Annotated in this window: 18 protein-coding genes and 2 riboswitches; of the genes, 7 read left to right on the forward strand and 11 right to left on the reverse strand. The window is 61.8% G+C overall.

The features are described from left to right. Window positions 1-78: 78 nt before the first annotated feature. Window positions 79-1,188, reverse strand: a complete 1,110-nt coding sequence (locus tag PSUM_RS06300; protein WP_083349217.1) for a PilT/PilU family type 4a pilus ATPase — start codon at window positions 1,186-1,188, stop codon at window positions 79-81. Between the two features lie 120 nt (window positions 1,189-1,308). Here PSUM_RS06300 and PSUM_RS06305 point away from each other — a divergent pair, with 120 nt between their 5' ends. Both PSUM_RS06305 and PSUM_RS06310 read left to right on the forward strand, forming a co-directional pair. Then, window positions 1,309-3,846 (forward strand): PAS domain-containing hybrid sensor histidine kinase/response regulator, encoded by a 2,538-nt coding sequence (locus tag PSUM_RS06305; RefSeq protein WP_020795428.1) that lies wholly within the window; start codon window positions 1,309-1,311, stop codon window positions 3,844-3,846. A gap of 55 nt (window positions 3,847-3,901) precedes the next feature. After that, window positions 3,902-4,177, forward strand: coding sequence for a peptidylprolyl isomerase (locus tag PSUM_RS06310; RefSeq protein ID WP_007933743.1), 276 nt, complete (start codon window positions 3,902-3,904; stop codon window positions 4,175-4,177). A 104-nt stretch (window positions 4,178-4,281) separates the two neighbouring features. Here the strand turns inward: PSUM_RS06310 and PSUM_RS06315 are convergent, their stop codons facing one another. The 6 genes from PSUM_RS06315 to PSUM_RS06340 form a co-directional block, all read right to left on the reverse strand. Next, window positions 4,282-5,214, reverse strand: a complete 933-nt coding sequence (locus PSUM_RS06315; RefSeq protein ID WP_033044739.1) for a sugar kinase — start codon at window positions 5,212-5,214, stop codon at window positions 4,282-4,284. 133 nt (window positions 5,215-5,347) lie between these two features. Continuing rightward, window positions 5,348-6,565 (reverse strand): amino acid deaminase, encoded by a 1,218-nt coding sequence (locus PSUM_RS06320; protein WP_033043413.1) that lies wholly within the window; start codon window positions 6,563-6,565, stop codon window positions 5,348-5,350. Between the two features lie 39 nt (window positions 6,566-6,604). Beyond that, window positions 6,605-7,369 (reverse strand): IclR family transcriptional regulator, encoded by a 765-nt coding sequence (locus PSUM_RS06325; RefSeq protein ID WP_020795431.1) that lies wholly within the window; start codon window positions 7,367-7,369, stop codon window positions 6,605-6,607. Between the two features lie 72 nt (window positions 7,370-7,441). Next, on the reverse strand, window positions 7,442-7,831 hold the full coding sequence (locus tag PSUM_RS06330; protein WP_020795432.1) for a RidA family protein: 390 nt from the start codon (window positions 7,829-7,831) through the stop codon (window positions 7,442-7,444). A 264-nt stretch (window positions 7,832-8,095) separates the two neighbouring features. Continuing rightward, the gene (locus PSUM_RS06335; RefSeq protein WP_020795433.1) at window positions 8,096-9,655 is read right to left on the reverse strand and encodes a TerC family protein; all 1,560 of its coding nucleotides are present in this window, start codon (window positions 9,653-9,655) and stop codon (window positions 8,096-8,098) included. A gap of 322 nt (window positions 9,656-9,977) precedes the next feature. After that, the gene (locus PSUM_RS06340) at window positions 9,978-10,844 is read right to left on the reverse strand and encodes a LysR family transcriptional regulator (RefSeq protein WP_083349218.1); all 867 of its coding nucleotides are present in this window, start codon (window positions 10,842-10,844) and stop codon (window positions 9,978-9,980) included. 103 nt (window positions 10,845-10,947) lie between these two features. Between PSUM_RS06340 and PSUM_RS06345 the strand changes: the two genes are divergently transcribed. Further along, on the forward strand, window positions 10,948-12,492 hold the full coding sequence (locus tag PSUM_RS06345) for an MFS transporter (protein WP_083349219.1): 1,545 nt from the start codon (window positions 10,948-10,950) through the stop codon (window positions 12,490-12,492). A gap of 138 nt (window positions 12,493-12,630) precedes the next feature. On the opposite strand, the gene PSUM_RS06350 is transcribed toward PSUM_RS06345, so the two are convergent. From PSUM_RS06350 to cobW, 4 genes are all read right to left on the reverse strand, one after another. Beyond that, complete coding sequence (locus PSUM_RS06350) at window positions 12,631-13,275, reverse strand: VWA domain-containing protein (RefSeq protein ID WP_033043416.1); 645 nt, start codon at window positions 13,273-13,275, stop codon at window positions 12,631-12,633. A 20-nt stretch (window positions 13,276-13,295) separates the two neighbouring features. Next, on the reverse strand, window positions 13,296-14,294 hold the full coding sequence (locus PSUM_RS06355) for a magnesium chelatase ATPase subunit I (RefSeq protein ID WP_083349220.1): 999 nt from the start codon (window positions 14,292-14,294) through the stop codon (window positions 13,296-13,298). A 142-nt stretch (window positions 14,295-14,436) separates the two neighbouring features. Beyond that, window positions 14,437-18,213 carry a cobaltochelatase subunit CobN gene (gene cobN / locus PSUM_RS06360; protein ID WP_020795438.1) on the reverse strand — a complete coding sequence of 1,259 codons (3,777 nt, stop codon included), beginning with the start codon at window positions 18,211-18,213 and terminating at the stop codon, window positions 14,437-14,439. A gap of 3 nt (window positions 18,214-18,216) precedes the next feature. Then, complete coding sequence (gene cobW, locus PSUM_RS06365; protein ID WP_020795439.1) at window positions 18,217-19,278, reverse strand: cobalamin biosynthesis protein CobW; 1,062 nt, start codon at window positions 19,276-19,278, stop codon at window positions 18,217-18,219. Window positions 19,279-19,377: 99 nt separating this feature from the next. Beyond that, window positions 19,378-19,589, reverse strand: a riboswitch (cobalamin riboswitch). A 192-nt stretch (window positions 19,590-19,781) separates the two neighbouring features. Next, window positions 19,782-20,006, forward strand: a riboswitch (cobalamin riboswitch). A 122-nt stretch (window positions 20,007-20,128) separates the two neighbouring features. On the opposite strand from cobW, the gene PSUM_RS06370 reads away from it, so the two are divergent. The 4 genes from PSUM_RS06370 to cobM all read left to right on the forward strand — a co-directional run bounded on the left by PSUM_RS06370 (window position 20,129) and on the right by cobM (window position 22,279). Continuing rightward, window positions 20,129-20,323, forward strand: coding sequence for a CbtB domain-containing protein (locus PSUM_RS06370; RefSeq protein ID WP_020795440.1), 195 nt, complete (start codon window positions 20,129-20,131; stop codon window positions 20,321-20,323). Between the two features lie 11 nt (window positions 20,324-20,334). Beyond that, window positions 20,335-21,039 carry a CbtA family protein gene (locus tag PSUM_RS06375; RefSeq protein ID WP_020795441.1) on the forward strand — a complete coding sequence of 235 codons (705 nt, stop codon included), beginning with the start codon at window positions 20,335-20,337 and terminating at the stop codon, window positions 21,037-21,039. Next, window positions 21,036-21,449 carry a cobalamin biosynthesis protein gene (locus PSUM_RS06380; protein ID WP_083349221.1) on the forward strand — a complete coding sequence of 138 codons (414 nt, stop codon included), beginning with the start codon at window positions 21,036-21,038 and terminating at the stop codon, window positions 21,447-21,449. The genes PSUM_RS06375 and PSUM_RS06380 overlap by 4 nt, the downstream gene beginning before the upstream one ends. A gap of 83 nt (window positions 21,450-21,532) precedes the next feature. Further along, window positions 21,533-22,279, forward strand: a complete 747-nt coding sequence (cobM, locus tag PSUM_RS06385) for a precorrin-4 C(11)-methyltransferase (RefSeq protein ID WP_020795443.1) — start codon at window positions 21,533-21,535, stop codon at window positions 22,277-22,279. Window positions 22,280-22,331 lie beyond the last annotated feature (52 nt).

Raw genomic sequence — 22,331 nt, forward strand, 5'->3', positions numbered from 1 at the left:
GAGCGCCGCGGGGTATCAGGCTTCCAGCGTTATCGTTAACGACCATCGCGAGCATGCTCGCTCCTACAGGGGTATGGGTCAATCCATCAAGTCCCAGTCGCCTGACGATGGCGCAGAACCTGGCGTTGTGTTGGCATGCAACTTCAGTCGCAAGCGTAAATTGTTCACCGAATCTGCATGCTTCAACGCTTCATCCTCGTGGACCACACCTGCTGCGACCAACTCGAACAACGCCCCGTCAAACGTCTGCATCCCCATCTCCGCCGACTTCTCCATCACCCCTTTCAGTTCGGAAAACTGGTTACGCCGGATCAGGTCGCCAATGGTTGGCGTGCCCAGCATCACCTCTACCGCAGCACGCCGCTGGCCATCAACGCTACGTACCAGGCGCTGCGACACAAACGCCTTGAGGTTGTTACCCAGGTCGTTGAGCAGTTGCCCCCGACGCTCTTCGGGAAAAAAATTGATAATGCGGTCAAGCGCCTGACTGGCGTTATGGGCATGCAATGTGGAGATCACCAGATGCCCGGAATCGGCAAACGCCAGGGCATGCTCCATGGTTTCGCGGTCACGGATCTCGCCGATCAGCACCACGTCCGGCGCCTGGCGCAGGGTGTTTTTCAACGCGGCATGAAAACTGCGGGTGTCGACACCGACCTCGCGCTGGCTGATGATCGATCGCTGGTGCCGGTGGATGTACTCGATCGGGTCTTCGATGCTGACGATGTGACCGCTGGCGTGGCGATTGCGGTAGTCGATCAACGCTGCCAGCGACGTGGACTTGCCCGAGTCAGTGGCGCCGACGAATAGCATCAGCCCTTGCTTGAGCATCACCGTTTCAAGCAACACCTGCGGCAGCTTGAGGTCTTCAAAGCGTGGAATGTCGAGCTTGACGTTGCGCACGACCATTGACACATCGTTACGCTGTTTGAAAATGTTCACTCGAAAGCGTCCAATCCCCGCCAGGGAGATCGCCAGGTTCATTTCCAGTTCCCGATCGAACTCAAGGCGCTGTTCGGCGTCCATGATGGACGCCGCAATCGTCGCGATTGCTCCCGGCTTGATCGGTTGGTGGGCCAGGGCGGTGAGCACACCGTTGAACCGCGCACTCGCAGGCGCCCCCGTGGACAGGTAAAGATCGGAGCCATCCTGGCTGGCCAAGCGTCTTAACAACGCGTCGATTTCCATGGCAAAAAGCACCTACGAAGCATTCAATGTTAAAAAATGACCTGAAGCAGGTCATCCAGCGTCTACTGCCCTGCAAGGATAGTTGACGCCGCCACACCGACTTTTGTGCAGGACATCTTGATGAACGCATCACCCACCGGCAGCGATGCCCAAGCCTTGATTGCCAGACTCGACTGGGCGAACAGCCCCCTGGGCGCTGCTGGCACCTGGCCACAGAGCCTGCGAACCGCCGTGGACATCGTGATTCATTCGCCAATGCCGATGCTGTTGCTCTGGGGGCCGCAACTGACGCAGATCTACAACGACGGCTTCGCGCTGCTGGCCGGCAGCAAGCATCCGCACGCTTTCGGACAGCCAACCCACCTGATCTGGCCCGAATTAAAGGACTTTACTGACCCAATTTACAGCGCGGTCCTACAAGGCCAGGTGCGAACCTACAGCGAACAGCGCTTCACCCTGCAGCGCGACGGTACAGATTCCGACTTCTGGCTTGACCTGACCTACAGCCCCATCCGCGACGAAAATGCCCAGGTTGCCGGAATCCTGGTCACCGCCATCGAAACCAACGAGCGCCGGCGCATCGCCCTCGAACTGGAGCAACGCTCCGCCGCGAGCCTCAAGGCCCAGCAAGACACCGAAGAACGCCTGCAACTGGCCCTCGCCGCCACCGACGCGGTTGGCACTTGGGACTGGGACATCAGTGAGGACCGCTTCATCGCCGACGCCCACTTCGCCCAATTGCACGGCGTCGAACCGGCCCTGTCTGGCCAGTTGCCGATCAGCGAATACCTGCATGGCGTCCACCCCGAAGACCGCACCCTGATCGCCCGCAGCATCAAGCACTGCATCACTCACGGCACCGAGTACGCCGAGGAGTACCGCCTGCTGCAACCCGATGGCCAGTTGCGCTGGGTGTTTGCCCGCGGACGCTGCTACAAGGATCACCATGGACGGCCGATCCGTTTCCTCGGCGCCGCCCTTGACCTGACCGATCGCAAAAACACCGAGCACGCCTTGCGCCAGAGTCAGACCGAGCTGCAGTTGATCATCAATGCCATGCCGATCCTGATCAGCTACGTCGACCGCGAGGAACGCTTTCGCCTGAACAACGCCGCCTACCTGGACTGGTATGGCTTGACGCCCCAGGAACTCTATGGCCGAACCATTCGCGAAGTGCTGGGCGATGAGGCCTACGCGTTGCGCGCCGAGCACATTGCCCAGGCCCTGAGCGGCAAGGCGTGTTGCTTCAGCATCGGCACGGCGCACCGCGACGGTAGCATCCGCCAGGCACTCATGAATTACCTGCCGCGTCACGGCCCGGATGGCGCGGTGAATGGTTTCTATATCTTCGTCATCGACGAAACCGAGCGTAAACAGACCGAAGAAGCCCTGCGCAACCTCAACGAAACCCTCGAGGAACGGGTGAGCGCGCGCACCCGGCAATTGGCCGAGGCCAATGAAAAACTGCTCAGCGAGATGTTCGAACGCGAGCGCGCCGAAGAAGCCCTGCGGCATGCGCAGAAGATGGAAGCGCTCGGCCAGCTCACCGGCGGCATTGCCCATGACTTCAACAACATGCTCACTGGCATCATCGGCAGCCTGGACTTGATGCAGCGCTACATTGCCGACGGCCGCGCCGCCGAAATCAACCGTTTCTCCGAGGCCGCGGTTTCCTCGGCCAACCGCGCCGCCGCCCTCACCCATCGACTGCTGGCGTTCTCCAGGCGTCAGTCGCTGGATCGCAAGACGCTGAACGCCAACGACCTGATCCACTCCCTGGAAGACTTGCTCAGCCGCACCAAAGGCGACCACATCGAACTCAAGCTGCTGCTGACCGAAGGTGCCTGGCCGGTCAGCACCGACGTCAGTCAACTGGAAAACGCCCTGCTCAACCTGGTGATCAACGCCCGCGACGCCATGCCCGAGGGTGGCCAGTTGTGCATCGAAACCGCCAACGTCTATCTCGACGGCAGCGATATCACCACGCTGGAACCGGTCAAGGCCGGGGATTACCTGATGATCGCCGTCACTGACAACGGCACCGGCATGACCCCCAAGGTATTGGCCAAGGCCTTCGACCCGTTCTTCACTACCAAGCCCATCGGCCAGGGCACCGGGCTGGGGTTGTCGATGATCTACGGCTTCGCCCAGCAGTCCGGCGGCCATGTGACCCTGTCCAGCCTGCCGGGCCAGGGCACCAGCGTGCGCCTGTACTTGCCGCGACTACGAGGCAACGAGCCACAGGATGTGCTGTCGCCCGTGATCAGCGAAGCACCGTCGGCGATTGCCGGCGAAACGGTGGTGCTGGTGGAAGACGATCCGGCGGTGCGCATGCTGGTGACCGATCTGCTCAAGGAGTTGGGTTATCACGCCTATGAAGCCGAAGACGCGAAGACCGCCCTGCCCTTGCTCGAATCCGACTTGCGCGTCGACCTGCTGGTCACCGACGTCGGGCTGCCCGGGATGAATGGGCGACAACTGGCGGAAATCGCGCGCCAGCATCGCCCGCAACTGAAAGTGCTGTTCATGACCGGTTACGCGCAAAACGCCGCCGAACGCCAGGGCTTTCTCGAAGAAGGCATGGACATGGTGGCCAAGCCGTTTTCCATCGATCTGCTGGCCAACAAGATTCGCACGATGATCGGTCAACCGCAGTGAGTTGGGGCATAATCGCGCCCCCTGGCTGTCACGACCGCAACAAGGTATCTGCCCCATGAAAGCTCAAGCCCGCCATATCCTGGTGAAAACCTCGGAAGAAGCCGAGCAACTCAAGCAACGTATCGCCAAGGGCGAAGCCTTCGATGTGCTGGCCAAGAAGTACTCCACCTGCCCGTCCGGCAAACGCGGCGGCGACCTGGGTGAAGTGCGTCCGGGCCAGATGGTCGGTGCAATCGATGCGGTGATCTTCAAGAAACCGCTGCGGGTGGTGCATGGGCCGATCAAGAGCAAGTTCGGGTATCACCTGGTGCAGGTGTTTTACCGGGATTGATCTCCACCTGTAGGAGCTGCCGCAGGCTGCGATCTTTTGATCTTGTTTTTAAAAGCAAAATCAAAAGATCGCAGCCTGCGGCAGCTCCTACACAGAGTTCTTGTTCAAACCAAGGGGATGAGTGCCCCTGGCGCCTGAATCACCCGACCCGCCAACCGATGCCCCGCCTCAGCCGCCTCGACCGGGCTCGCGCCCTTGAGGCGCGCAGCCAGGTACGCCGCACTGAACGAATCCCCGGCCGCCGTGGTATCCACCACCCGCTCGACTTTCTGCGCCGGCACTTCGAATGACTCGCCGCCACAACGAATCAGGCAGGCTTCGGCGCCGCGCTTGAGCACCACTTCAGGCGTGCCGATCTGCTCGTATGCTGCAAACACCGCCTGGCAATCGGCGAAATGGAACAGCGCCTGTTCGTCATCGACGGTCAGCAGAGCCAGGTCGACATAGGGCAACACCTTGCGGTACGCCACTCGCGCTTCCTCCACCGAGGCCCACAAACGCGGTCGGTAGTTGTTGTCGAAGACGATCCGCGCATTGCGCTGGCGGGCCTCGATCAAGACTTCCAGCAATTTTTCCCGCCCCTCGCCCAATACCGCGAGGGTGATGCCGCTAAAGTACAACACGTCGTAATCCGGCAGCGCAGCCAGGATCGGCGCGGCGGCCGGGGTGGTGAAGCAATCGCGCACCGCTGCTTCATTGCGCCAATAGAGAAAACGTCGCTCGCCGGCGGCGTCAGTCTGGATGCAATACAGCCCCGGTAAGCGACCGGGCAAGCGCTGGACCTTGCTCAGGCCAATGTTTTCGGCAGCCCAGCTCTGGCACATGGCATCGCTGAAACTGTCATCGCCCAGGGCCGTGACGTAATCCACCGAACCCGCCGTGCCCAGTTCGCGGGACAGGTAGACCGCCGTGTTCAAGGTATCGCCGCCGAAGCTTTGTTGCAGGCTGCCATCGGCGCGGTGTTGCAATTCGATCATGCATTCGCCGATCAGGGCGATGCGCGGGGTGTGGGGGCCCAGGGTGTTGAAGGTGTTCATGGGTGTGGGGTCTCCGGTATTGCGATGCTGTCTGTCAGGGCCCCTTCGCGAGCAGGCTCGCTCCCACATTGGAATGCATTCCCCTTGTGGGAGCGAGCCTGCTCGCGAAGGCCACGCCGCGGTCTCAAACCGGTTAGAAACAGGTTTCCATGGTCTCGATAACGTTCAATTGCTCATCCACCAGGCAACCCACGCGCCACTTGTCGAACGTCAGGCACGGGTGCGAAGTGCCGAACGAAATGATGTCGCCCACCCGCAAATCAACCCCCGGCGGCACGGTCATGAAGGCGTGCTGGTCCATCACGGCGGTCACCTTGCAAGCGCTCACATCATCGCCCTTGGCCGGGATGACACCGGCCCGGTAGCGCAGCAACGGAACCGGCAGGCCAGCGTCATAAGCCACGTCGCGCTTGCCCAGGGCAATCACCGCAAAGCCTGGCTCCGGCAACGACTGCACATGTGCCCAGACCTCCAGTGCCGCACGCAAGCCCTCATGCAGATCACTGCGACGGTCGAGCACGCAGCATTGCGCTTCCTTGTAGATACCATGGTCGTGCGCCACATAGCTGCCGGGGCGCAAGACGCTGAGGAAACGCCCGCCAGCGTTCTGCGCCTCGAACTCTTCGGCGATCAAGTCATACCAGGCCGAACCTGAAGCGGTGACGATCGGCTTGGCAATCGCGAAGGCACCGCTGTCCTGCAACTGCACGGCCAGACGCACCAGGGAGCCGGCGAACGCACGGATGCCACTCACCGCGTGATCGCCGTGGATCACCCCTTCGTACCCTTCGATCCCGGTCAGCGCCAAGGCCGGTTGTGCGGCGATGGCCTTGGCCAGGTCCAGCACTTGCTGTTCGCTGCGGCAACCGCAACGACCGCCGACCACGCCGTACTCGATCATCACGTTCAGGCGCACACCCCGTGAAGCGAAATAGGCGCCGAGGTCGGCGACGTTGTCCGGGTGATCGACCATGCAATAGAAGTCGAAGCCCGGATCAGCCAGAAGATCGGCTATCAACGCCATGTTCGGGGTGCCGACCAACTGGTTGGCCATCAACACCCGGCGCACGCCGTGGGCATAGGCCGCGCGGGTTTGCGTGGCGCTCGCCAGGGTAATGCCCCAGGCACCGGCGTCCAGTTGCCGGCGGAACAGCGCCGGGGTCATGCTGGTCTTGCCGTGGGGCGCAAGCTCGGCGCCGCTGTCGCTGACAAAGGCCTGCATCCAACGGATGTTGTGTTCAAGCGCATCGCGATGCAGCACCAGCGCGGGCAGGCTGACGTCACGCACCAGGTGGGCGCCAGTGTGGGCAAAGCCCTTTTCCACGGCGGCAATATTCTTGGCAGAAGACATGGTCGAACTCCTCACAGTCGCGGCCGCGGGCAGCCGCTGTTAATCGTTGATGCGACGGGCCAGGTTGTTGGCGCTATCGATCAGCACCCGGCGGTAATCGCTGTAATGGGTCTTGGCATCGGCCCGCGGAGCGACGATGCACAGGGTGGCAATGGCCACGCCATCGGGGCCTTTGACCGGGGCGGCGAAGCAATGGGTAAAGGTGTCGGCCACGCTGTCGAAGGAGAAAAAGCCGTCGATGCCAGCTTGGCGGATTTCCTTGAGAAACTGTTCCAGCGGCAAACGTTCGCCGTTGGGCAGGATGAAGTCGTCGTGGTCGATCAAGTCGACGATTTCCTCGTCACTGAGGTGCGCCAGCAACAGGCGTCCGGACGCTGTCCAGGGAATGGGCGCGTTTTCGCCGATGTCCGAGGAAATGCGAAAATGCCGCTGGCCCTCCTTCATCAACGCCACGGTGTATTTGCGCCCGTTGAGCAAGCACATCTGCGCCGTTTCGTGAGTCTGGCTGACGATGTCCTGCAGGGCACGATCGGCTTCGCGGGTCAGGTCAAAATGGCGCAGGTGCGCTTGGCCAAGGAAGTACAGCTGGCGGCCGAGATAGACGTGACCGTCCTTGCCCACCGGTTCCAGGATGCGCCGTTCCAGCAACGAGGCCACCAGCTCATAGACCGTGGATTTCGGACTGCCGATGCCGTTGGCGATGTCGTTCGGGCGCAGGGGCTGGCCGATCTCCTTGAGGAAATCGAGGATATCGAACGCCCGGTCCAGACCGCGTGCCCGGCGCTTGATGGTGTCTTCGCTCATGTCAGTGGTTCCCAATCAAATTCGCCGGGGGGGTTTTGATCGTTCCCACTCTGGGAACGATCAGTGTCAAGTTCAGGCCTTTTTCTTGTACGCGATGCAGTCGATCTCGACCTTGCAGTCGACCATCATGTTCGCCTGCACACAGGCCCGGGCCGGTGCGTGTTCAGGCTTGAAGTACTCGGAGAAGACCTTGTTGAAACTGGTGAAATCCCGCGGATCTTCCAGCCATACGCCGACACGCACCACATCTTCCAGGCCATAACCTGCCTCTTGGAGAATCGCGACCAGGTTCTTCATGGTCTGGTGCGTCTGCTCGACGATGCCGCCAACAATGATCTCGCCCTCCACCGCCGGCACCTGCCCGGAGACGTGCAGCCAGCCATCGGCTTCAACGGCGCGGGCAAAAGGACGCGGCTGGCCACCCGCCGCGGTGCTGCCGGTGCCGTAACGAGTAATGCTCATGGGTGTTTCTCCTGAACTGAAAACCGAAGGATCAGAGATCTTCTGCGAGACCTCGAAGGCCAATTAATTCCGCTATACCGGAATACGGTTTGCAATAGCGGAATAAGCGGCAGAAAGTGTGCCACAGGTCGTGAAGGAAATAGTAGGGGGAGATTGAAAAGTGTTCTAAATCAGAAAATCCCTGCACGCCGCTTCGCGAGCAGGTCCGCTCCCTGTCGGGATGCGATTCCCTGCTCGCGAGGCGCCCTCAGGCTGGCGGTAAAATCAATTACACGTGCGCGCCAGGAACACCCGCGTTACCCGCCGCTCTTCTACCGACATGACGGTCAATCGCCAGCCGTCCCAGTCGTGGCTGTCACCGATCATCGGCAGTCGATCCAGCAGGCTCACCACCAGACCGGCCAGGGTTTGATAGTCTTCGGTCGGTTGTGCCGCGAATCCGGTGCGTTGACGCACACGCGCCAGGTTCAACGCGCCACTGACCACGAATCCGTCCTTCTCCTCGATCACGTCCGGGCCTTCGATTTCGCTGGCGTCGGGCAGCTCACCGGCAATCGACTCGAGGATGTCGGTCATGGTCAGCACGCCGACGAAGTCACCGAATTCGTTGACCACAAACGCGATGTGGGTCGAGGCCTTGCGCATTTGCTCCAGGGCATTGAGGATCGAGTAGCTGTCCAGCAGGTTGACGGCCTGGCGCGCCAGGTGGGCAAGATCAGGCTGGTTGCCGGCCAGGAAATCCTTCAACAGTTCCTTCTTGTGCACGAAGCCCAGCGGTTCATCCACCGCGCCGTCGCGAATCAGCGGCAGGCGCGAGTAGGACGAATGCATCAAACGCGTGCGAATGGTCTGCGGGTCGTCGGACAGGTCGATGTAATCGACGTCGGCACGCACGGTCATCAAGCCGCGGATAGGCCGCTCGGCCAGTTGCAATACCCCGCTGATCATCACCCGCTCACGACGGTCGAACAGTTCTTCGCTCTGCCCTTCGCCGTCGTCGAGCATGTCGGCGATTTCTTCACCGACTTCTTCCACCGCCAATTTGCGCCCGCCGAGCATGCGCATTACCGCGTGCGCAGTGCGTTCACGCATCGGTCGCAGGCCCTGCATCGAGCGTTTGCGTCGCGACCGGGCGATCTGGTTGAACACCTCGATCAGGATCGAGAAGCCGATGGCCGCGTACAGATAGCCCTTGGGAATGTGGAAGCCCAGGCCTTCGGCGGTCAAGGCAAAACCGATCATCATCAAAAAGCCCAGGCACAGCATGATCACCGTAGGGTGCGCGTTGACGAAGCGAGTCAACGGCTTGCTGGCGACGATCATCAGGCCGATGGAAATGATCACGGCGATCATCATCACCGACAATTCATCGACCATGCCCACCGCGGTAATCACTGCGTCAAGGGAGAACACCGCGTCAAGCACCACGATCTGCGCCACGATGGGCCAGAACAACGCGTAAGCCGTATTGGAAGTGCGCTCGCCGACATGGCCTTCGAGCCGTTCGTGCAGCTCCATGGTCGCCTTGAACAACAGGAACACACCACCAAACAGCATGATCAGGTCTCGACCCGAGAAGCTTTTGTCGAACACCTCGAACAGCGGCTGGGTCAGGGTCACCAACCAGGAAATACTCGCCAGCAGGCCCAGGCGCATCAACAACGCCAGGGACAGGCCGATGATACGCGCGCGATCGCGCTGTTCCGGCGGCAATTTGTCCGCCAAAATCGCAATGAACACCAGGTTGTCGATACCCAGTACCAGCTCCAGCACAATCAACGTCAACAAGCCCAGCCACGCGGTGGGGTCAGCTAACCATTCCATGTAAATGTCTCGATCTATTCAGTGAATTCAGAATGCCAGGCACGGCAAGGCGCGGCGCAGAGGCCGGGTAAATGCAATGACAGGGAGATCGGGGTGCCAGAAGACCGGATGTTTCGCGTGCAGCAAGACCGCGCGTTGGCGCGAGGGGAAAGGATAACTGGGGGGCTCCGTAAGGGCGTTCATGCAAGTCCTGAAAAGGAAAAAGGACTCGAATCGTACAGTCGACATGGGCAATTCCTACAGCCCGAAATTATTTCAAGATCTGTAGCAGGTCTGTGAATTGCCGCCGCTGACTGTAGGAACAAGCTGGCTCGTGATGCTTTCAACGGTTTTTCACACGTTCGATGTACCGCACAACCGCCGGGGATTTCTCGAACCGGCGATGAATCAACGCCAGCCACGACGACGCGTTGCAGTCGTTGATCTGGCGATAGACCACATTCGGTAAACTGACATGGCCGACCACCGACTCTGGTACCACCGCCACGCCCTGACCCAGGGAAACCAAGGCGATCACTGCCACCAACCCACCCGGTTGCGCCCCCAGTTTCGGCACGAACGCGCCCTGGGCGGCAACTTGCAACGTACCGACGACTTGCTCGGGAAGAATGAAGTTTTCGTTGTGCAAATGCGCCGAGTTGATGACCGGCAAGCGATTCAGCCATGAGTCCACAGACAGTGCCAAAACAAAGCCTTCATCACTCAGGCGCACACTCTCGACACCCTCGGGCAACGTCAACGGGCAACGGATGTAGCCCAGATCGAACCGTCCCTCAAGGATCATGTTCGGCAGGCTCGCCATTGGACTTTCCCGCACATTGAGGCTGACATCCGGGTACTGGCTTGCAAAACCCTGCACCTGCTTTTGCAGCAACCCCGAATACACCGCCGACGCGACATAACCCAGTTCGATGTGACCGATATCACCACGCCCGGCACGCTGTGCGTTGCGCTGCGCCGATTCGAACTGGCGCACTGTGGCCTCAGCTTCGATCACCAGCGCCGCCCCGGCCTCGGTCAGGCTGACGTCCCGCACCTGGCGCAGAAACAGGCGTGCGCCCAGCTCCGCTTCCATGTCCTGGATTTGCCGGGTCAAGGTGGGCGGCGCGATGCCCAACTGCTCGGCGGCGCGGGTGAAGTTGCGATGCCGGGCGACAGCCAGGAAGTAGCGAAAGTGGCGAATATCCATCGGTGCGTTAGCTCAAAGGTAATGAAGTGACGCTGCGCGCCTAACAAAGGCGTCGCCAGCCGGCGATAAGCTGCACGGAACTTCACAGTAGAGAACCCCTGCCATGTCCGTCAAACCCCAGGTGAGCCCACGCCTGACCTTGTTAACCGCGTCGGCAGTGTGCTCGTTGATCGTGCTGGACACCAACATCGTGGCCGTTACCTTGCCCAGCATCGCTCGGGATCTGGGGGCGAATTTCGCTGACATTGAGTGGGTGGTCAGTGCCTACATGCTGGCCTTCGCCGCGTTGCTGTTGCCCGCGGGCAGCTTGGCAGACCGTTTTGGCCGGCAAAAAACCCTGATGTGGGGGCTGGGCATCTTCATTCTGGCCTCGATCGGCTGCGGCGCCGCACCGAACGCGCTGTTTCTCGACATCGCGCGCGCGATCAAGGGCGTCGGCGCGGCGCTGCTGTTGACCTCGGCACTCGCTTCCATCGGCCATACCTTCCACGATGAAGCCGAACGCGCCAGGGCCTGGGCGTTCTGGGGCGGTTGCATGGGCGTGGCCATGACGGCGGCGCCGACCCTGGGCGGGTTGATCACCGAGTACGTGGGTTGGCGCTGGATTTTCTACCTCAACCTGCCGATCGGCCTGTTCCTGATGCTCATGGTCTGGCGCGCGGTGCCGGAGTCTCGCGACGCCCAGGCCGCGCGTCTCGATCCGTGGGGCAGCCTGGCCTTCAGCGCCAGTTTGCTGTGCCTGATCTGGGGCCTGATCGAAGCCAACCGCATCGGCTGGAACAACCCCGTCACTTACGCCCGCCTGGTGGGTGGCGCCCTGTTGCTCGGCTTGTTCGTGGTGATCGAGCGTGTGCAACAGCGGCCGATGATCGACCTGCAACTGTTCCGTCATCCGCGTTTCATCGGCGCGTTGCTCGGCATGTTTTCCTATGCTGCGTGCGCCCAGGTGATGATGACGATGCTGCCGTTCTACTTGCAGAACGGCCTGGGTTTTACCGCCATCAGCGCAGGGTTGGGCATGCTGCCGTTTGCCGTGACCATGCTGATTTTCCCGCGCATCGGTGCACGCCTGGCGGGACGCGTGACGCCGGCGAACATGATGGCCATCGGACTCACCCTGGTGGGCAGCGGTAATTTGCTCAGCGCCTGGGCGGTCAACAGCGGCGGATACCTGCCCTTCGCCCTGGCGATTGCAGTCACGGGTGCCGGCGCCGGGCTGCTCAACGGCGATACGCAAAAAAACATCATGGCCTGTGTGCCTCGGGAGCGTACCGGCATGGCCTCGGGCATGAGTACGACCATGCGCTTCAGCGCGGTGATGCTGGCGATCGGTGTGTATGGCGCATTGCTGTCGGGACACAGCGAACGGCTGCTGCACGACCATCTGGCGGCACAGGGCGGGCAATGGCTCGAACACAGCCAGGGTGTCGCCTCGCGGGTGGTGGCCGGTGACATGCCGGCGGCCCTGAGTCTGTTGCCGGAAGTTGCGCGGCCGCTGGTCGAGCCGCTGGCGCGACAGGCGTTCGTGGGTGGGTTCAGTTTGTTGCTTTGGGTCGCGGGCCTGGCGGGGTTGCTGGGCGCACTGGTGGTCGGGACACTGATGCGCAATCCGATTCCAGCGCCCCGTACCGCCCTGACGCTTGAATAACGCGTACCTGGCGATTTCATCTTTGAATGTACAGCCGCCTTCGCGAGCAGGCTCGCTCCCACATGATCCCGGTGAGGCACAGATTCACCTTTGGGAGCGGGCTTGCCCGCGATGAGGCCCATAAGGGCGACACAGCACTTACCCCAGAACAAGCTCGTCGATATGCCGATACCCGGTTTGCAACTGCGCCGCCAACACCTTGCTGCGCCCAAGGCGAATCGGCCCGCGTTCGATGTCGATCACCAGCCCCGGACACTCGAGTGCGGGCAACGACGGCCACTCTTTCAAACGGCCATCGGTTATCACCAGCAAGCGCTGCTGTTCGGCCGGCAAGCGCTTTTGCCGCGCGGCAAGCCACAGTGCCGCATCACCCAGCGCCGCCAGCAACGGCGTACCGCCGCCCGCACCAAGTCCGTCGAGCCAATGGCGCAAACCGCTGGATGCCTTCAGTCCCTGCACCTGCCACTTCGGCGCTGCACCGCTGGCCGTCAGTAATGCCAGGCGCGCGCGCTGGCGGTAGGCATCATCGAACAATTGCGCCAACAGGCCCTTGGCATCACTCAATGCCTGGTGGCGGCGGGTCGAAGCCGACGCGTCGACAATCACCAGCCACAGCTCATGCGCCGCGCGCGTGCGCTGCTGGAACAAGACATCCTGGCGCTGGCGTGGCCTTCCGTTGAGTAACGTGCCTGGCCAATTGATCGAGCCGCCATGGGACGCGTGACGTTTACCCTGTTTACCGTGATCGAGGCGTCCTGCACGAGGTCTGGCATTCGCCCCCACGTCCGATCGAGGGCGAATGCCTAGGGCTTTTTTGGCCAGCTCGGCACCTCTCGCCGCGCGCCGACCGGCAACACTTGAGCGGGCATCTCGCCCCATTGGCCCTGGCCTTCGCTCGGGTTGGGCTGTTGGCTGGATGGGGAATTGTTGGATTGTGGTGCCGATGGCGTGTGCTCGCGACGACGATGGCGCAAGGCAAATTCGGCGACCGCGTCGATATCCTCTTCGCCAATGGCTGTTGCACCGCGCCAGGCAGCATGGGCACGCGCCGCGCGCAACCAGACCAGGTCGGCGCGCAAGCCATCGACACCGGCGGCAAAGCAACGCTCGGTGATCTGCGCCAACGCGCCGTCGTCGAGGGGAATGCTCGCCAATGCACTGCGTGCTGTTTGGCAACGCTCACGCAACGACTGCTGCTGGCTCTCCCATTCGGCGCAGAACTGTTGCGGATCACTGTCGAAATCGAGGCGTCGACGAATGATTTGTCCGCGTTCGGTCGGTGCGGTGTGGCCACTGAGGGCGACGTTCAAGCCAAAACGATCGAGCAGTTGCGGGCGCAACTCGCCCTCTTCCGGGTTCATGGTGCCGATTAGCACGAACTTCGCCGAATGCCGATGGGAAATACCATCACGTTCAACCAGATTAGTGCCGCTGGCCGCCACATCGAGCAGCAGATCGACGAGGTGATCCGGCAGCAGATTCACTTCATCGACATAGAGCACGCCGCCGTCAGCCTTGGCCAGCACGCCGGGGGAAAATTGCGCCCGACCTTCACTCAGGGCCGCGTCGAGGTCGAGGGTGCCGACCAGGCGCTCTTCAGTTGCCCCCAGGGGCAAGGTGACGAATTGACCGCTGGCCAGCAGGTCCGCAAGACCACGGGCCAGGGTCGACTTGGCCATGCCACGCGGGCCTTCGATCAGCACACCACCGATTTTCGGGTCGATGGCGGTCAGATACAGCGCGAGTTTCAAATCGTCGGCGCCGACCACGGCGGAAAGCGGGAAATGGGGGGTGTCGGTCATTATCAGTACTCAGTCATGGTCGGGGTCAATACACGTTCCCCTGTGGGAGCGAGCCTGCTCGCGAAAGCGGTTTGTCAGTCAACGATAATGTTGATTGTGCTGGCCTCTTCGCGAGCAGGCTCGCTCCCACAGGGGTATTGCACTAGCTGTCTTCTTCTATATCCAGCAGCAAATTTTCCAAGGCCTCGCGATACGAACCCGGTTCTTTCCACATCCCCCGCTGTTGCGCTTCGAGCAAACGCTCGGTCATGTCGCGCAAGGCATGGGGGTTATGCTCGCGTACGAAATCCCGAGTGCCCGGGTCAAGTAGATAGGCATCGGCCAGCAACGCGTACTGGTGATCGTCGATCAACCGCGTGGTGGCGTCGAAGGCGAACAGATTGTCCACCGTCGCGGCCATTTCGAATGCGCCTTTGTAGCCGTGCCGCTTGACCCCGTCGATCCACTTTGGATTGGCCGCCCGGGAGCGGATCACCCGGTTCAGTTCTTCCTTCAGGGTGCGGATCTTCGGCAGGTCCGGCTGGCTGTGATCGCCGTGATAACTGGCCGCCGCCTCGCCACTCAGGCTTTCCACGGCAGCCAGCATGCCACCCTGGAATTGGTAGTAATCATTGGAATCGAGCAGGTCGTGCTCACGGTTATCCTGGTTTTGCAGCACCGCCTGTACCTGGCTCAGGCGCTGGGAAAACTGCTCACGGGCCACCGTACCTTCATCAGACCCGCCGTACGCGTAGCCACCCCAATTCAGGTAAACCTCGGCCAGGTCCTCGCGGCTTTGCCACAGGCGACCATCGATGGCGCCCTGCACGCCTGCGCCATACGCACCAGGCTTGGCACCGAAAATGCGCCAGCCGGCCTGCCGCCGTGCCGCGTCTTCATCCAGTCCCGATTGCAACAGCGCTTCACGCTCGGCGCGCACCTTGGCTGCCAGCGGATTCAAGTCATCCGGCTCATCGAGCGCGGCGACCGCTTGCACGGCCGCATCGAACAGGCGGATCAGGTTGGCGAAGGCATCGCGGAAGAAACCCGATACACGCAAGGTCACGTCCACCCGCGGACGATCAAGCAGGCTCAGCGGCAGAATTTCAAAGTCGTCCACCCGTTGACTGCCGGTGGCCCAAACCGGTCGCACGCCCATCAACGCCATGGCCTGGGCGATATCGTCGCCGCCGGTGCGCATGGTCGCAGTGCCCCAGACCGACAGGCCGAGCTGACGCAAATGATCACCATGGTCTTGCAGGTGACGTTCGAGAATCAGGTTGGCGGACTGGAAACCGATGCGCCACGCGGTGGTGGTGGGCAGGTTGCGTACGTCCACCGAATAGAAGTTGCGCCCGGTGGGCAGCACGTCCAGGCGACCGCGACTCGGCGCGCCACTGGGGCCTGCCGGGACGAACCGGCCGCCGAGGGCGTCGAGCAGGCCACGCATTTCTGCGGGGCCACAGGCATCCAGCCTGGGTGCTACCACTTCGCGCAAATGCTCGAGGATAGCGTTCACTTCAGTCCAGCAAGCCTCCTTTGGGAGGTTCTCACAGGGGGCATTCAACACCTGTGAAATAAGCTGTGCGGCGAACAGTTCGAGGCGTTCGCGGGTATCGCCCGTGGTGCGCCAGGGTTCACCGCTGACCGACAATAATTCGCCGGGACGCGGTCCGCTCCACGGCTCGGCCAGCGCGCAATCCAGTGGGTCGAAGCCCAGCGCGAACGCCTTGGCCAAGGCCCGCAGCACACTCGATTGCGCGCCACGGCCATCGCCCCGGGGAATGCGCAGCAGCGCCAGCAACGTATCGATGCGCAGCCTTCCGGCCGGCGACTCGCCAAAAACATGCAAGCCATCGCGGATCTGCGACTCTTTCAAGTCGCACAGGTAAGTGTCCAGGCGCGGCAGCCAGATCGCCGCATCCGCATCGCTATCGAGCTGATCGTCCAATTGCAGCTCGCGGTCTATGTGGGTGTCCCGGACCAATTGCAGGATGTCGCGCTGCAGTTCCCGCGCTCGCCGTGGATCGAGCAATTGCGCTTCGTAGTATTCGTCGGCCAGCAACTCGAGATTACGCAGCGGGCCGTAGGTCTCGGCGCGGGTCAGTGGCGGCATCAGGTGGTCGATGATCACCGCTTGCGTGCGGCGCTTGGCCTGGGCGCCTTCACCCGGGTCGTTGACGATGAACGGATAGATGTTCGGCAACGGCCCGAGCAGCGCATCCGGCCAGCAGTGCTCCGACAACCCTACGCCCTTGCCCGGCAGCCATTCCAGGTTGCCGTGCTTGCCCACGTGGATTACGCCGTGGGCGCCGTAGGTATTGCGCAACCAGAAATAGAACGCCAGGTAGCCATGGGGAGGCACCAGGTCCGGGTCGTGATACACCGCACTTGGATCGACCTGGTAACCCCGCGCCGGCTGGATGCCAACGAAGGTCAGGCCAAAGCGCAACCCGGCGATCATCATCCGCCCGCCACGACACATCGGATCACTGTCGGGCTCGCCCCAGCGCTCCAGCACGGCCTGGCGATTGACTTGCGGCAACGCGTTGAACATCAGCAGGTAATCGTCCATGGCCAGGCTTTGCTGGCACGGGCGTTGATCGAGGGTTTCGAGGTCGTTGCTGACACCGCCCAACAATTGCTGGATCAACGCGGTGCCGCTGGCAGGCAGATCGGCTGGCAGCGGATAGCCTTCTTTATGCAGCGCACGCAGGATATTCAAAGCCGCAGCCGGTGTATCGAGCCCGACGCCGTTGCCTATCCGACCATCACGGGTCGGGTAATTTGCCAGAATCAGCGCTATGCGTTTTTCGCCATTGGGCAACCGCGCCAGATCGATCCAGCGCCGCGCCAGTTGCGCGACAAAGTCCATGCGTTCTGGCTGAGCGCGATAGCAGACCACGTCGGACTGACTGCGCTCGCTGCGCCAGGCCAGGTCCTTGAAGCTGATCGGCCGACTGATGATGCGCCCGTCCAGTTCCGGCAGCGCAATGTGCATCGCCAGATCGCGGGGGCCGAGGCCTTGTTCGCTGGCTCGCCAACCCGGTTCATTGTCTTGGGCGCAAATGGCCTGGATCACCGGGATATTGCGGCGAAATGGCCGCAAGTGCGGTGCCTCCGGACTGGATTGGGCGAAACCGGTGGTGTTGAGAATCACCCCCGCCTCGACTTCATCCAGCCAGTCCTCGACCACGGCAAGGCAGCCAGGCTCTTTCAGGCTGGCCAGCGCAATTGGCAACGGGTTAAGCCCCGCCGCCTGCAAGCGCTGACAGAAAACATCAATGAATGCGGTATTCGCCGCTTGCAAATGCGAGCGATAGAACAGCACCGCCGCCACTGGCTGACCGCTCTGCCACTGGGCCCGCCAGTCGCTCAGCGCCGCAGGGCTTTTTTGTGGGTGGTAAATCGCCGTACGCGGCAAGGTGTGCGGCTCGGCCCAGGCGTAGTCGCGATCGAGCCAACGATTGGCCAGGCAACGGAAAAAGTCGAGGGCATTGCCCATGCCACCCTGACGCAGGAATTGCCAAAGCCGGTCGCGATCCCCAGCGCCCACGGTGCTCAGATCACTGAGCTCCGGGTCCGGTCGATCATCGCCCGGCACCAGGATCAGCTGTACACCCCGCTGCGACAACTCCACCAGCCGCTCGACGCCATAGCGCCAATAGGCAATGCCGCCGTGCAGCGAAATCAGGATGACCTTGGCATGGCGCAGGACTTCGTCGACATACAGATCAACTGATGCATGGTTCTGCACCTGCATCGGGTTGGCCAGGCGCACGCTTGGGTAGTCTTCGGGCAACTGCTGCGCCGCTTCGGCAAGCAACGCCAGGCTGGAGTCGCCGCTGCACAGGATAACCAGCTCGGCGGGGGTTTGCCCTAGGTCGGCAATGTTGTCATCCGACACGAATCCGCCGGGCTGGGTCCTGAGCAGGTGCATGGGTTACACGCTGAGCGCGGCGCGCAATTGCGCTTCGAGCGTTGTGGCGTCCAGCGCCTGGCCAATCAACACCAGACGGGTGGTGCGTGCTTCTTCAGCGCTCCACTGGCGGTCGAAATGCTTGTCGAATCGGGTGCCCACGCCCTGGATCAGCAGGCGCATCGGTTTGTTCGGGACCGCGGCGAAACCTTTGACGCGCAGGATGCCGTGCTGCACCACCAGTTGGGTCAGTGCATCCATCAGCAGGCTTTCGTCAGATGCCGGCAGTTCGATGGAGATTGAATCGAAGGCATCGTGGTCGTGATCGTCTTCGCCTTCATGGTGGTGATCGTGATGGCTGTGACGGCTGTCGATGTGTTCTTCGGACCCGGCACCGAGGCCGATCAACACGTCCAGCGGCAGGCGCCCGCTACTGGCTTCGATGACTTTCACCGCTGGCGGCAGTTCCTCGGCGACTTCCAGGCGTACCCGTGCCAGGTCTTCAGGGCTGATCAGGTCGGCCTTGTTGAGGATCACCAGGTCGGCGCTGGCCAACTGGTCGGCGAACAGCTCGTGCAAAGGCGATTCGTGATCCAGGTTCGGGTCGAGTTTGCGCATGGCGTCGACTTGATCCGGGAACGCGGCGAACGTGCCAGCCGCGACGGCCGGGCTATCGACCACGGTGATCACCGCGTCTACGGTGCAGGCACTGCGAATTTCCGGCCACTGGAAGGCCTGGACCAAAGGTTTTGGCAGGGCCAGGCCGGACGTTTCGATCAGGATGTGGTCTAAGTCGCCACGACGGGCCACCAGTTCGCGCATCACCGGGAAGAACTCTTCCTGTACGGTGCAGCACAGGCAGCCGTTGGCCAGTTCGTAGACACGGCCGTTGGCCTCTTCTTCGGTGCAACCGATAGAGCACTGCTTGAGGATTTCGCCGTCAATGCCCAGCTCGCCGAACTCGTTGACGATCACCGCGATGCGGCGGCCCTGGGCGTTGTCGAGCATGTGCCGCAGCAAGGTGGTTTTGCCCGAGCCGAGGAAGCCGGTGACGATGGTGACGGGGAGTTTGGCCAGTGTTTTCATCGGATGCCCTTTGGCAAGGTGGCGGGCATACGGGACGAGAACCGGCAACGCACACGCGCGCAGGAAGCGTTCGCCACCGGATCACCCCGCCCGGTTGTAGTGAGAATCTGTATCGAGGCAGGTCTCCTGGCTGACGGCTGGCCAGTCGTTGGACTGGCGGTTGCTGCGCCTTCCCGCGCGCGCCATGGCTGGCGCATGCAGTGGCATGGCAGAAACTGAACCGTTCACAGTTGCGGGGGCAGCCGCGGCATTGACCGCGTTCCCTTCTTAGCTTCGACAAACGCCGAAGAACCTCGAAAGCGCAAGGCTACGCATGGTATCGGGGCGGGTCAATGTTCACATGATTCCTGCGGTGCGCCCTTCGCGAGCAAGCCCGCTCCCACACTTGAGGGTCTGCCCTGAAGGAACTCGGTCAAATGTGGGAGCGGGCTTGCTCGAAGGGAACAACTCGATGTTCAAGTGAGAACCCTTGCCAATTGACGCCCGCCCCCCGCCCATGCTCTCCTACGCATCTTGTTACGGGTGCCCTTCACAGGGTGAAACGGGAAACCGGTGAATCATGTGCTTTACTTCAGGCCATGTCAGTCCGGTGCTGCCCCCGCAACGGTAAGCGAGTGAAGCGTCAGATCCACTGTGCCAATGCGGCATGGGAAGGTGACGCTGGAAGGTTCAGGCTAACGCCTGCGCCCCTCGTGAGCCCGGAGACCGGCCCGCAACACAAAGTGACCATCACCATCACTTCAATCAACAAACCCGCGGTGGGCGGGCGCTGTTCGGACTTCTGCGCGCTCGGTCGTGCGGAGTTCTGCTTGCGCTCTTATTCCCCGCTGACCGAACAGAGGGAAGCGCCATGTCGATTATCAGCAGCACCGGCCACAGCAATGCCGCCAGCAGCACCACTACCCTGTCCCAACGCCTGACCGCGGCGATTTTTGCGTCAATCCTCGGCGCCAGCCTGGTGTATTTCGCCGGTTTCTCGCACATCGAAGCAGTGCACAACGCCGCACACGATACGCGCCACAGTTCCGCGTTCCCGTGCCATTGAGACCTGTCGACATGATCAAGCGTATTGCGCAAACCGCAGGTTTCACCGGGTTGCTGGCCGCCCTGCTGCTGACCCTGCTGCAAAGCTTGTGGGTTTCACCGCTGATTTTGCAGGCCGAAACCTACGAACAATCAGGACCAGCAGCGGTTGAAGTTCATGAACACGCCGCTGGTGTAGCCGCACATACCCACGATGCCGAAGCCTGGGAACCGGAAGACGGCTGGCAGCGCGTGCTGTCGACCACTGGCGGTAACCTGGTAGTGGCGGTTGGTTTCGCCCTGATGCTCGCTGGTCTCTACACCCTGCGCGCGCCGACCAAAACCTCCCAGGGCCTGCTCTGGGGCTTGGCTGGCTACGCGACATTTGTGCTGGCGCCGACGCTTGGCCTGCCACCTGAGTTGCCGGGCACCGCGGCTGCCGATCTGGCGCAACGCCAACTCTGGTGGATCGGCACCGCCGCCTCCACCGCTGTCGGTATCGCCCTGATCGTGTTCAGCCGTCACTGGCTGATGAAAGTCCTTGGCGTGGCGATCCTTGCGGTGCCTCATGTGATTGGCGCTCCGCAACCGCAAGTGCACTCGATGCTCGCTCCAGAGGCACTGGAAACTCAGTTCAAGATCGCTTCGCAGCTGACCAACATGGCGTTCTGGCTGGCCCTGGGCCTGATCAGTGCCTGGTTGTTCCGCCGCAAAAGCGATGGTCAATACCCCGCATGACAGGCCTCAGCGCAGCGCCGACCCTGGTGGTCGGCCTGGGCTGCCAGCGTGGCTGCCACGTCAGCACGTTGCGGGCACTGCTTGACCAGGCACTGCAGGCGCACCAGATCGAACTGCATCGGATCAAGGCCCTGGCCAGCATCGACTTGAAGCGCGACGAACCGGCGCTGAACGAACTGGCCGAACAGCTTGGGTTACAGATGATGTATTTCAGCAGTGAACAACTGGCGAGCTATCAACCCCGACTGAGCCATCATTCGGACATCGCCTTTGAACGCACCGGGTGCTATGGCGTAGCGGAAAGTGCCGCCCTGGCACTGGCCGAGCAACTGGCCAACGGCCCGGCTACATTGCTGATCCCACGCCAAAAATATGCCCAGGCTACCCTCGCATTGGCTGGCGCCGCGTAAAATCCCCGATAATCTGCGCATTCGATCATGAGCATTCTTCATCTGAAGCCTTGCCCAGCGTCCCTTTTCAACAGGAATCCTTAATGACGGTCTACTTCATTGGCGCAGGTCCCGGCGATCCCGAACTGATCACCGTCAAAGGCCAGCGGTTGATTCGCACCTGCCCGGTGATCATCTATGCCGGCTCGCTGGTGCCCGCCGCCGTGTTGGAAGGGCACTGCGCCGAACAGGTGGTCAACAGCGCCGAACTGCACCTGGAACAGATCATCGAACTGATCAAGACGGCCCATGCCAATGGCCAGGACGTGGCGCGCGTGCATTCCGGTGACCCGAGCCTGTACGGCGCAATAGGCGAGCAGATACGCCACCTGCGAGAACTCGGCATCCCTTTTGAAATAGTCCCCGGCGTGACCGCCACGGCCGCCTGCGCTGCGCTTCTGGGCGCGGAACTGACCTTGCCGGACGTTTCGCAGAGCGTGATCCTGACACGCTACGCCGACAAGACCGAGATGCCCGCGGGCGAGGAACTGGGCAGCCTGGCGCAACACGGGGCGACCATGGCGATTCATTTGGGGGTCAAACACCTGCAGAAAATCCTGGCCGAACTGCGGCCGCATTACGGCGCAGACTGCCCAATTGCGGTGATTCACCGGGCGACCTGGCCGGATCAGGACTGGGTGGTGGGGACGCTTGAGGACATTGCCGACAAGGTGGAAGCCAAGGGGTTTCGGCGCACGGCGCTGATTCTTGTGGGTCGGGTGCTGGGCAGTGAGCAGTTCAGCGAGTCGTCGCTGTATCGTGCGGGGCATGCGCATCTCTACAGGCCATGATGATCGTTCCCACGCTCTGCGTGGGAATGCAGCCCGGGACGCTCTGCGTCCC

The organism is Pseudomonas umsongensis (genome assembly GCF_002236105.1).
In the GTDB taxonomy this organism is placed as follows: Bacteria; Pseudomonadota; Gammaproteobacteria; order Pseudomonadales; family Pseudomonadaceae; genus Aquipseudomonas; species Aquipseudomonas umsongensis.